The sequence below is a fragment of the Paenibacillus sp. 32O-W genome (genome assembly GCF_007679495.1).
Lineage (GTDB): Bacteria > Bacillota > Bacilli > Paenibacillales > NBRC-103111 > Paenibacillus_L > Paenibacillus_L residui.
In genome coordinates this window covers 1-11,661 of record NZ_VEGP01000099.1, presented here as the reverse complement: position 1 = coordinate 11,661, position 11,661 = coordinate 1, and the positions used below count along the sequence as shown (strand labels likewise).

8 protein-coding genes are annotated in these 11,661 nt (G+C 50.4%); all 8 read left to right on the top strand.

Annotated elements, in window-relative coordinates; translation table 11 throughout:
- Positions 1-853 precede the first annotated feature (853 nt).
- On the top strand, positions 854-1,801 hold the full coding sequence (locus FS806_RS23835; protein WP_144941678.1) for an ABC transporter permease: 948 nt from the start codon (positions 854-856) through the stop codon (positions 1,799-1,801).
- Entirely contained in the window at positions 1,801-2,739 is a 939-nt protein-coding gene (locus FS806_RS23830; protein WP_144941676.1) for a carbohydrate ABC transporter permease, read from the top strand. The genes FS806_RS23835 and FS806_RS23830 overlap by 1 nt, the downstream gene beginning before the upstream one ends.
- Positions 2,740-2,954: 215 nt before the next feature.
- Positions 2,955-4,532, top strand: coding sequence for a response regulator (locus FS806_RS23825; protein ID WP_144941674.1), 1,578 nt, complete (start codon positions 2,955-2,957; stop codon positions 4,530-4,532).
- Positions 4,529-6,352, top strand: coding sequence for a cache domain-containing sensor histidine kinase (locus tag FS806_RS23820; protein ID WP_144941672.1), 1,824 nt, complete (start codon positions 4,529-4,531; stop codon positions 6,350-6,352). The genes FS806_RS23825 and FS806_RS23820 overlap by 4 nt, the downstream gene beginning before the upstream one ends.
- Positions 6,353-6,474: 122 nt before the next feature.
- Positions 6,475-7,962, top strand: a complete 1,488-nt coding sequence (locus FS806_RS23815) for an extracellular solute-binding protein (RefSeq protein ID WP_186328522.1) — start codon at positions 6,475-6,477, stop codon at positions 7,960-7,962.
- Positions 7,963-8,126: 164 nt separating this feature from the next.
- Positions 8,127-9,059: a helix-turn-helix transcriptional regulator gene (locus FS806_RS23810; protein ID WP_144941667.1), complete on the top strand. Its 933-nt coding sequence runs from the start codon at positions 8,127-8,129 to the stop codon at positions 9,057-9,059.
- Complete coding sequence (locus FS806_RS23805) at positions 9,056-10,912, top strand: glycoside hydrolase family protein (protein ID WP_144941665.1); 1,857 nt, start codon at positions 9,056-9,058, stop codon at positions 10,910-10,912. The genes FS806_RS23810 and FS806_RS23805 overlap by 4 nt, the downstream gene beginning before the upstream one ends.
- 216 nt (positions 10,913-11,128) lie before the next feature.
- Positions 11,129-11,661: FAD-dependent oxidoreductase (locus tag FS806_RS23800; RefSeq protein ID WP_144941663.1), on the top strand; the 533-nt coding region annotated here is incomplete at its 3' end.

Genomic DNA, 11,661 nt, shown 5'->3' with positions numbered 1-11,661 from the left:
TGTTTAAATCGAAGTAAAATGCACTTTTATAAAGAGTTTTTTGGCAAAAATTCAAACCAATCAGTCTTGAATTTTGATCAGAAGTTTCTATGTTTTAAAGAGTCAAAGAAACGAGTGGGGTACGTCTGAGCGAATGGGATAACAGTCAGAGGGACTGGAGAGGAGGTTATGAGGGCCATTCAGAAACTGAGTGAACGGGATAAGGGCCAAAAGTTGTGAGAAAGCGCCCAAACGAAACTGAGTCGATGGGATAACAATCAAAGGTGTGAAGAAATACTAATGCGGTTCAATAGGAACTGAGCAAATGGGATAACAGTCTAAAGGACAGGAGGGGAGATAATGGTGGCTAAACAGAAACTCAGTAAACGGGATCGCGGAAAAAAGATGTGGGAAAGGGAAACTGATGGATGCTGAAAAGGCACTGAGCGAATGGGATAACAGTCAAAAGGACTAGCGGGGAGATAATGATGGCTAAACAGAAACAGAGTAAACGGGTTAGCAGACAAAGGTGTGGGAAAGGGAAGCTGATGGGCGGCAGAAAAGCACTGAGTGAATGGCATAACAGCCAAAAGGACTGGAGGGGAGATAATGGTGGCTAAACAGAAACTGAGCGAATGGGATAACAGTCAAAAGGACTGGAGGGAGATAATGATGGCTAAACAGAAACTGAGCCAACAGAATAACAGTCTAAGGTTTATCGAGGAGAGTTACCGGCGTATCTTCAAATATTCAGTATGATCTTAATATTTTCTTCATTATCGTAAGATTGCATCCTTCCAGAAAGAGGCGTCCGGGTAGACAATAGGACTATAGCGGAATTGATCATACTTCATCGGGAAAGGAAGGCGCTTGCATGAAGGCAGCAACCAAACAGTCCCGTTCCCGGAGCCGGTCCTCGGGTAGTAAGTGGGCCAGCATTCGCAAGGAATGGGGCTTGTATTTAATGCTCATCCCGGGCTTGGTGTTTTTGCTTATTTTCAAATACACTCCTATGTACGGGTTGGTCATTGCATTTCAGGATTTTAGTATTTTTCGCGGAATCTCGGGCAGCGAATGGGTGGGCTTGAAGCATTTTGAGAAGCTGATGGTCAACGACCAATTCCTCAGTGTGTTCCGGAATACCGTTATCATCAGCGTGTACAAGCTTATTTTCTTGTTCCCCGCACCGATTATTATTGCGATTCTATTGAATGAAATCCGCAAAATGATGTTCAAAAAAGTCGTGCAATCGATCATTTATTTGCCTCACTTTATTTCTTGGGTTATCGTCAGCGGATTATTCATCAATCTGCTTTCTCTTAATGGAGGAATCGTCAATACCTTGATAGAGAAGCTTGGCGGCGAACCGATAGGCTTCTTTATGGATCAGAACGTATTCCGTCCTTTGCTCGTAGTGACCGAGGGCTGGAAAGAGGTCGGATGGGGTACGATCGTTTATTTGGCGGCCATTTCCTCTATTGATCCACAGCTCTATGAAGCGGCCAAGATGGACGGAGCCAACAAATTTCAGCAGATGTGGCACGTAACCTTGCCAGGAATGGCTTCCACCATTGTCCTGATGCTTATTCTCCGTCTAGGAAGCATGCTTGAGGCGGGTACGGAGCAAATTCTCGTCATGTATAATCCGGTTGTATATAACGTTGCGGATGTCATTGGAACGTATGTTTACCGGGTGGGACTCGGGGCTTCGGATTACAGCTTTTCTACTGCGGTAGGCCTATTTGAATCCGTTGTCGCATTTACCCTCGTAGTGACCGGCAACTTTATCTGCCGCAAGTACTTAGGAAGGAGCATCTGGTAATGGCGGACACTGGTAAAACTCTGCAACCCTCTGGCCGGGTTAAAGTCCAGGGCGGACGAATTCGCGAGTCGCTCGGCGAACGTATTTTTACAGTATTGAACTATGTCTTTTTTATTCTGCTCGGGATGGCCACGCTTTTCCCGTTCCTGAACATTATCGCCAAATCGTTCAGCGGCGAAGCGGCGGTCGTATCCGGTCTCGTCACAATCTATCCGATCGACTTTCAAACCGGGACCTACCAGCTGGTGCTTGGCAATAAACAATTTATAAATTCCTTTAAAATTACGATCATCGTCACCATAATCGGGACGCTATCCGCCATGCTGATGACGGTTCTGGCAGCTTATCCGCTGTCCAAGCCCCATCTGGTGGGACGCAAAGCTTTTCTGCTTATTTATGTTTTTACCATGCTGTTCAACGGGGGACTCATTCCGACGTATCTGCTCATGCAAAATCTCGGTCTGGTCAACACGATGTGGGCCTTGTTCCTCCCGACCATGATCGTTGTTTTCAACATGCTGATTGTCAAAAACTATTTCGAAGCTTTACCGGAGAGTCTTGAGGAATCCGCCAAACTGGACGGTGCCTCAACCGGCCGGATTTTGTTCAGCATCATTCTTCCGCTGTCGAAGCCGGTGCTGGCTACGGTCGGCCTGTTCTATGCCGTCGCTTTGTGGAACAGCTACTTTGCCGCTATGGTATACATTACCGCCCCGGAACTCAAGCCCCTTCAGCTATACTTAAAAGAGCTGATTGCATCTACCAACGAGGTGATGACACAGGCCGGGGAAATTGATGTAAGCCGGGAATTGAACAAGACACCGGAGGCTGTGCAGGCCGCATCCATTATAACGGCTACCGTTCCGATTCTGTGCGTATACCCTTTCTTGCAGAAGTATTTTGTTAAAGGGGTACTGGTAGGCTCTGTTAAAGGGTAGTAAAGAAAGCGTTCAACAAATTAAGCTTATATTTCTTGACAAACGGGCTGTCGTCATTTTCAATAAAATGACGAAGCCGTTTAATCTTTGATTTTCGCACAACATCATAGAAAATTCCTTATTTTGACATTTTTCTGTTAAAGGTATGTCCGGTTGTCCGGGCAGACCTCTTTTTCTTTTACGCTTAGAAATTCCAAGAGTTGGGAGGACATTCCTTGATTAAGGTCATGTTGGTAGACGATGAGGAGATGACTAGAAGCGGGCTGAGGGAGTTCATTTCTTGGGAGCAGCTGGGACTCGAGGTCGTCGGCGAAGCGGAGGACGGGGAAGAGGCATTGGAGCGGTTTATGCTTTTGCGCCCGGAGATTGTCCTATGTGACGTGAGGATGCCGAGAATGGACGGAATTACACTGGCCGGGAAGCTCAAGGAGCTGGCCCCGGATTGTAAAATTATCTTCTTGAGCGGCTATTCGGATGTGGCCTATTTGAAATCCGCTATCAAGCTTCAGGCCGTCGATTATATCGAAAAGCCCGTTCAGATTCACGAACTGGAAGCGCTGCTGGGCAGGACGGCGGAAGAAATCAGCAAGTCCAGGGAAGAAAACAGCAAACTGCTGCAAATCCGCAAAGCGCTGGACGAGAATTTGGCGGAACTGACGGGTAAGGCGCTCAAAGAGCTGTTCCAGCTCTCTTCCCCGGCCGATACCGGCACCGAAAGAATCCTTGAGGAGCTGTTTACGCTGCATGGCGGTTTTCCGAGAGAGGGTAAATATATATGCTGCGTATTCACTGCCAGGGAAGCGGCGGGATGGGACTTATGGGAAGGACAAGCTATCGCGGAAGGAAAAGCTCAGGAGTTGATGTTGCTTGCAGCAGTCATGGATGGGATGGGGGTCGTTTGCTTCAGCATTCGTTCCGACAGCGAGCTAGAGCGAATCTCCTTATGGCTTAATCGCATGCTCCGCAAGGAGGACAACCAGCAGGCCTACTCTGCGGGCGTTGGGAGCATATGCCACCATCCGGCCGCATTGGGGCGGTCTTACAGGGAAGCGTTGAAAGCGCTTCAGCATCGTTTTTACCGTGGTTGGAACACATCGATCTGGTACAGCAAGCTCCCGCAGGAAGGGCAGCTTAAGCAGTTGTTATTCGATAAGCAGAACTATATCCGTTTCGAGGAGCTGCTTAAACAGCGCGATATCGATGCGGCCATCGACCTGTTGGACCAATGCGTCAACGATCTGGTTCTATTTCCTTCGCCGGATATCGATGCCGTCCGGACGAAGCTTTTTCGCTGGTATGTAGCGATGACGAAGCTGTATCCCGAGACGATGTGGGAATTCGAGAATGACGAGCTGTGGTCGTCAGTGTTCGTTGCCGGCGAATTATATACTATCCGAAATTTCATGATTCGCCGTCTGGGGATCATTAAGGAAAATATGGAGATCATCGGCCAGCCCGCCGAGAAGTCGGTTATCCGGGAAGTCGTCAAATACATTCAAGCGAATTATGACGGCGATGTTTCGATTGCTTCGATTGCCGGGCATGTTTATTTAACGCCGACCTATCTTTGCATTTTGTTCAAAAAAGAGAAGGGCATCTCCATCAATGATTATATTACTCAATTTCGTATCGAGAAAGCCAAGCAGCTGCTTAAGGACCGCAAGCTTAAGCTGTATGAAATCGCCGGCAAGGTCGGATACCAGGACGCCAACTATTTCGCCAAGGTGTTCCGCAAGCTGACGGGAATGAACCCTTCCGAGTTCCGCGAGAAGACGGAAGAAGGATTTCTATGAGCAGAAGTTTCTCAATCTTTGCGCTGTTCAATAATTTGCGCATCAAGCAAAAGCTGCTGTTGACCTATATAGTGCTGATCGTTATACCGGTAGGATCGATCTCGTGGATCTCTTATCATAAAACATCAGGAATGGTCGAGCAGCGGATTGTAGATTCCACCCGCCGGTCCTTCGAGCAAGCGAACACGTTTATTTCTTACAAGCTCAATAACGTCAAGGACGTTTCCAGCATGCTGTTCATGAACAAATCGCTGAATGAAATTCTTGCCAACAAGGATGCTTCCTACACGTTAAGCCAGCAGATCGATGATTATCAGATGCTGCTGGAAATTATCCGTTCAGCGCAAAACAGCCGTGAAATCTACGGAATCCGCTTGTATGTCAATAACGACTGGATCTACTCCCGGGAGAACAGCACCATTCTGCCGATGAAGGAAGCAATGCAAACCGAGTGGTTCCGCGATATGCTGAGCAATCAGGACGGCATCTACTGCCGCCCGACGTACGAATACGATTTTCAGGATATGCGGGGGGTGCAGCAGATTTTGTCCTGTGTCCGTCCCTTGCAGTTGGATGGCGGTTTTAATGGACGGATTCTGGGCGTCATAGCCATCGATATTTTGGAGGAGAGCATCAGCGAAATTATCCGCCAGACCAATATTACCCGCCTTGGACAGGTCTATTTAACAGATCAGGATGGGGTGATCATGTCCGGGCTGGATAAAGCCCAGATCGGCAAGCGGATTGACCTGGATTTGCTGCAAAATGATTCTTCCGGGACGGCGGGAGCGGAAGGAACCTTGACGGCCAGACCGGACGGCAGACCGTCCATAGTCATTCATAAGCAGGTGGAAGGGACGAGCTGGAGATTGGTCGCGATTATCCCGCAGGAGGAAATCTCGCAGCAAATCAATCCATTGGCGCGGGATCTGTTGCTTGTATTAATTGTTGTGACCGTGATCGCCATTTTGACGGCGTTTTGGATATCGTCGGGAATTACGCGCAGGATTCGGCTTCTGCTGCGGCATATCCGCAAGATTGAAGAAGAGCAGTGGGATTTCCGGGCTCGGGTGGACAGTACGGACGAGCTGGGGGTTCTGCAGCAGCATTTCAACTTGATGAGTGAAAATATGCAGAGGCTGATCAAGGAGAAATATGAGGAGGAGGTTCTCAAGAAAAGCGCGGAGCTGAAGGCGCTGCAGGCGCAAATTAATCCCCATTTCCTCTACAACACATTGGATATGATCCATTGGATGGCTTTAAAGCATAAGGCTCCGGAAATCAGTGAAGTGGTCGGGATGCTGGCGAAATTTTTCCGGCTAAGCTTAAGGGGAGGCAGGGATATCATTACACTGCAGGATGAATTGGAGCATGTCAGAATGTACCTTGACCTGCAAAATAAACGGTTCGGCGGAATGGTGGACTATGAGCTGGAATGCGAGCCCGGGGTGGAAAACTGCGCGACGGTGAAGCTTATACTGCAGCCGCTCGTAGAAAATGCTATTCTGCACGGTATCCAGGAACGGAAGGACAAGAGAGGCAAAATCCGGATTCACGCCTGCCGTGAAGAAGATCAAATTTTTATTAGCGTAGAGGATAATGGGGTAGGAATGAGCCGCACAGAGACGGAGCAGATTCTGGCGGGGAGACCCGGCAGCGGTTATGGAGTCCGCAATGTCATCGACAAAATCAAGCTTCATTACGGAGAAGGCTACGGTTTGTCCTACTATAGCGAGCCTGGAGAAGGGACGAAGGTCGTTATCCGCTATCCGGCTTTGCCGTATAACGAGGTGGAGAATTCCGGCGGGGGTACGGGCTGAATTATCGGCCAGGACAACAAAACAAGCAACTGTGGACAAATACGACAAATCCTAATCATGCTATACTCAAACCAGTCAACCTCTGACTTAAACACAATATTAAACCAATGGGGGAAGCAAGCATGAAAAAGGCGATAGCCGGTATGATCAGTTTTTCGTTAGCGTTTTCAGTCTTGGCGGGCTGTGCCAGCAACGGCTCCGGAACCCAAGCCGATGGCGACAAAGGAAGCGGCAGCGCGGGCAGCGAGAAGCCGGAGCTGAGACAGCTCGGGTTCCAGAGAAATTTCGATCCGAATTCCGACCCGGTAGCTAAATTTCTGGAAGAGCAAACGGGATATAAAGTCAAATACGAAACGCTGCCGCTCGAAAATCCGGACGACAAGCTTAACCTGCTGATGGCCAACAAGGAGCCCTACGATATTATTAAGCTGTCCGGCTCGCAGTACAACCGCCTAGCGGCACAGGGCGCGCTGGAGCCGTTGGACGAGCTGCTGGAACAGTACGGACAAACGATAAAAGAAGTCAATCCGCCGGAGCTGTTCGAGAATGCTAAAGTCGATGGAAAAATTTACGGGATTCCCGAGAAGCATCCGCGGGCTTTCGTCGGCAGTTCTCTGGCTATCCGCCAGGATTTGCTGGATGAGCTGGGCATGAAGGTACCGGAGACCATCGATGAGTTCTATGAGCTGCTTAAAGCGATCAAGGAAAAGAAAGGCATTGTCCCGTTTAGCGGTTTTGAGAGCATCATCCCGGAAATTTCCGGCGCCTTCGGGGTTGTAACCCCTTGGGAGGTTCAGGACGGCAAGCTGATTCACAGGCTGGACCATCCGGGTATGAAGGAATATCTGGAGTTTATGAACAAGCTGTATAACGAAGGATTGATTGATCCCGAATGGCCGGTGAATAAATCAGCCACCGTGCAGCAGAAGTTTACGACCGGGAAAGCGGGAGTCATTACCTACGGCTGGGGAATAGCTCCGGCAGTAACCGAAGCCTTAAAGAAAAATATGCCTGAAGCGAAAATTACCCAGATTCCGGCGTTGAAAGGCAAGGACGGTCAGACAGGAAACTGGCTGCAGGGCGGTGGAGTAAGCTGGTATATCGCCATTCCGAAATCCTCCAAGCATAAAGAGGATGCTATGAAATATATGAACATGAAGGTTCAGCCGGATCTGTTCAAGAGCCTTTCCATCGGGGAAGAGAACGTTCATCACAAGAAGGATGACAGCGGCAAGCTGTTCCCGATCCTGCCGAAGTTCAACGATGATCGCGGGAATGCCGACTGGTTCATGACAAGCACGGATTCTACGGCTTACGAGGAGCTGTGGCTGCTGAGGGTCCGCAAGGATCAGGTGCTGTATGAGGCGTTCGAGGAAATTCAGAAGCAGGGTCCGATCTCCCGTAAAGATCCGACCGTTCTGGCTCCTCCGCTGCCTGTCGTCGGCAATAACATGCAGAAGCTGACCAAGCTCGAGTCCGATTACATCATTAAAGTCATCGCGGGGGCCGAAAGCTTGGACGGATTCGACCATTTCGTGAGCCAATGGAAATCCCAGGGCGGAGAAGAAGTCATTCGGGAATTGTCGGGTTGGTATGATCAGTCCAAATAAGGAAGCAAGCCGGGGAGAACTTCCCCGGCTCTTCTATTTCTCTTTTACATAACCTTAATATTTTCCCCGTTATCGTAAGATAGCCTTCTTATCATTTAACGGAAGACCTATCACAATGGACATAAAAGAGGCTCCGGGAGGAGCGGCAAGGGAGGCGAATATCGGTGTTGGCGAGGGAAAGCGATACTGCCCGTTCGGAGGGATGGTGTTTTGATAAACGGTTTTTAGACCGGCCGATTGCATTGGGGCATTTTGTTCTTGAGCAGGTAAGAGATAGCTGTTTTCTTGATGGCTTCTCCTCTTCCCCCGTCCATGCGAACAGTACGGAATTGTATTACGTCATGAACGGAACGGGTTCGCTTCTATGCGCAGGTGACCAGCTTCGTTTGCAGGAGCGGGATATTATCGTATGCCAAGCCCCGGATCGTTGGCGGGTAGAAAACTCCGAGAATTATCCCTTGCGCCTGCTCGGGCTTCGCTTCCGGCTTTCCAACGGTGCCCGGGGACCGGTGGCCGAACGCTTCGGCAAGCTGACTTGCGAGCAAATGGAGTTGTTGAAGGACGACGGTACCATTGAAACCATGCTGCTGGGCTTGTTAAGGGAGCTGGAACGCCCGGATTCCATGGCCAAGACTATGGCGGAGAGTTTTTTGCAGCAAATCGTTGTGAGCGTTTTCCGCGCCCGTCCGGGCCAGCAGCAGGCCGCGAGAAAGCCTGCTCCCATTAACGGAGCGAAGGAGCTCGTTTATCAAACGGTCCGTTATATGGATGAGAGCATGACGGAAATTAAGGAACTGAATGAAATCGCCGATGCCTTAGGCTACAGCTACTCCCGTTTGTCCCACGTTTTCAGGCTGGAGATGGGAGTTTCCCTGCAGACCTACTGGGCGCGCAGCCGAATGCTGCGCGCCATGAAAATGCTGCAAACCGGCAATACAACGATTACCCGGGTTGCGGAGCTGTTGCATTATCAATCGGTTCACTCCTTCAGTAAAGCATTTAAGAAAATTGCCGGCTTGTCACCGACGGAATATCAGGAGCTTTATGGCCGACCTGCATTGGCGGCCTCAATACATCAACGGAGGGACTTATCATGAAAGCTGCCATCTATTCGGAAAGGCAATTGGACCATCCATTGTCCATAGAGGCGAATCAGTATTCGCTGAACCAATTGGAGCATCACGAGTTGAATGCGTATGATGCTGTGCTGGTCGTAGGATCGGGCAAGGTGGACGAGGAAACCGCTCTATCTGTACCGGTAATAGAGAAGCTGTGGCGTTATGTAGAGCAAGGGGGAAGACTGTATGCGGAATTGATCAGCGCCTTCGATTTTCCCAGCTCGCGGTTGTTCGGCTGGAAGCAGGATTTTCCCAAATCGAGAAGAACACTTGAGAAGCTGAGGGTAGCGCTCAAGGATGCTTCCCTTCCCCAAGGGGCATTGCTGGAGTGGGAGGGCGCGATGGCCTACGGGTTTTCCATTCATACGGAAACTTGGCTGGACTTTGGAGCCTTCCGGCAAACCCGCGAGTCGGGAGAAGATGACGGAACGTCCGCATTTCCCGGTCTGCTGTCTAAGAAGATGGGGAAAGGTCTTGTCGTCTACAGCGCCTTCTCGCTGCTATCCCGCCCTCATGGAACGGTCCTGAGGCCCCATTGGCTGTGGAACCAAGTGTTGGCGAAGCTATCGCAGGCTACGGGCATTCCGTTGGCCGGATTGGACCTGATTATCCGTACAGGCGCCGATAAGCCGGCCGAGGAGGCTGTGCGCCGGAATGCGCAATGGTTCCTTCGTTCCGGCATGCTCCCCGAAGAGGACGGATCCACGGGTGTGTATGAGAACGTCCACTCCGTGACCGCCCGGGTATCGCCGGACCGCCGCCCCGACTGCCATGCGCATACCGCATTGATGATGCATTTGTATTCCCGGTATACGAAGGACCCGAGCTGGAGCGAGAGGGCCCACCGATTGCTGCAATATTTATTCGATCAAGGGTATCAGGATATGAATCCTGAATCGGAGACGTTCGGATTTTTCAAATGGTATCAGTTCCCTGGGGAGAGGCCGGATCAGATTTTTACGGACGATAATGCCTGGGTCTGCTTCGTGCTTCTGTATTTGTACCGCCGGACCGGCAAGGAGGAATATAAGCGGAGAGGAATGGCGGTCGCACAGGCACTGCTGTCTACGCAGCATGAGACAGGCCTGAGGCCGAACATGCTGATCGGGGCGGAGATGGAGGCCAAAGGGGCCGCCCAAGCATCGGCGGAGCATGCGGCGAGCTTTAATCCGCATTTCGAAAGTATAGCTCATGCGGCTTTCCTACAGGCTTATCTCGTTTCGCAAGACTCCGCCTATTTGGATACGGCGATGCGGGGCTCTCTGGCTTTACTGGAGCGTATGGGAGAGCTTAAATTTATGTACAGCCGGACATCCGGGCTTTCCCGTTTCCTTCTTCCTTTGGGGTATCTCAGCCGCAAGGACCCGACGGGGCGGATCCGTCAAGGATTGGATGAGGTTACGCACTATTTGTTAAGCCATCTTCATAGTTTGGGCGGTATTGAAGAAGCGGACAACCCCGATCCGGAACGGTTCGGGCAAGAGGATACGGGAGTGTTTCTATATAACGGGGAGGAGATTGCCGACCAATTATATACGAATAATTTCCTGCTTATGAATGCGTGGGAAGCATGGAAAGCGACCCAAGAAGATAAATACGCGGAATTATATCAAAACTTGTCCCGTTTTCTGTGCGGCATTCAAATCGAAAGTCCCAATCCGCTGTTCGATGGAGGGTGGATGCGGGCGTATGATCTGCGCCATAGAGAATATTTCGGCAACAACGGGGATACCGGATGGGGGCCGTATTGCATGGAAAGCGGATGGACCAACGCGATAACCTCGGCGGGTCTGCTGCTTGGCCTGCTGGATGAGTCGGTCTTTGACGAATAAAATTGTCTAATTGGAAACAATCGACAGTTCTTATCCATCGAATGATGGTCAACTATCAGAGTTATAACCCCCAATCCTGCAGGGGTAAGATTACGTCTATTTAAGACGAAATTTCAATCGGATGGTACAGAATCTCTGACATCTGACCAAACGATTGCTCAGTTTTGCTTAAGCGAGCGAGTTTTTATTCTACGATATTGGAAAGGAGCCAGGCGGATGATGAAACAACGGCATGCAGACGTTGTTATTATTGGAGGTGGAACGGGGGGATGCGCGGCTGCCTTAGCTTGTGCCAAGATGGGTAAAAAGGTGCTCATGACCGAGGAAACAGATTGGATCGGAGGCCAATTGACAAGCCAGGCGGTTCCCCCGGATGAGCATCCGTGGATCGAGCAGTTCGGGTGCACCGCCAGCTATCGGCAATTCCGAAATCGGGTGCGCGATTACTACAGCCGCAATTTTCCGCTGACGGCAGCAGCCCGTTCCGCTCTTTATTTGAACCCGGGCAATGCCACTGTAAGCCGGGTAGCCCATGAGCCCCGTACCGCCTTGGCTGTCCTGAATGACATGCTGGCTCCCTACATTCATAGCGGAATGCTAACCGTAATGACTCGTTATAAATGTGTCCGTGCGGAAACGTCGGGCGATGAAGTTGCAGCGGTCCATGTCCGTAGCCTGGACACGGGGGATGAGGTCGTGCTGACCGCCCCGTATTTTCTGGATGCCACGGAAGAGGGGGATGTGCTCCC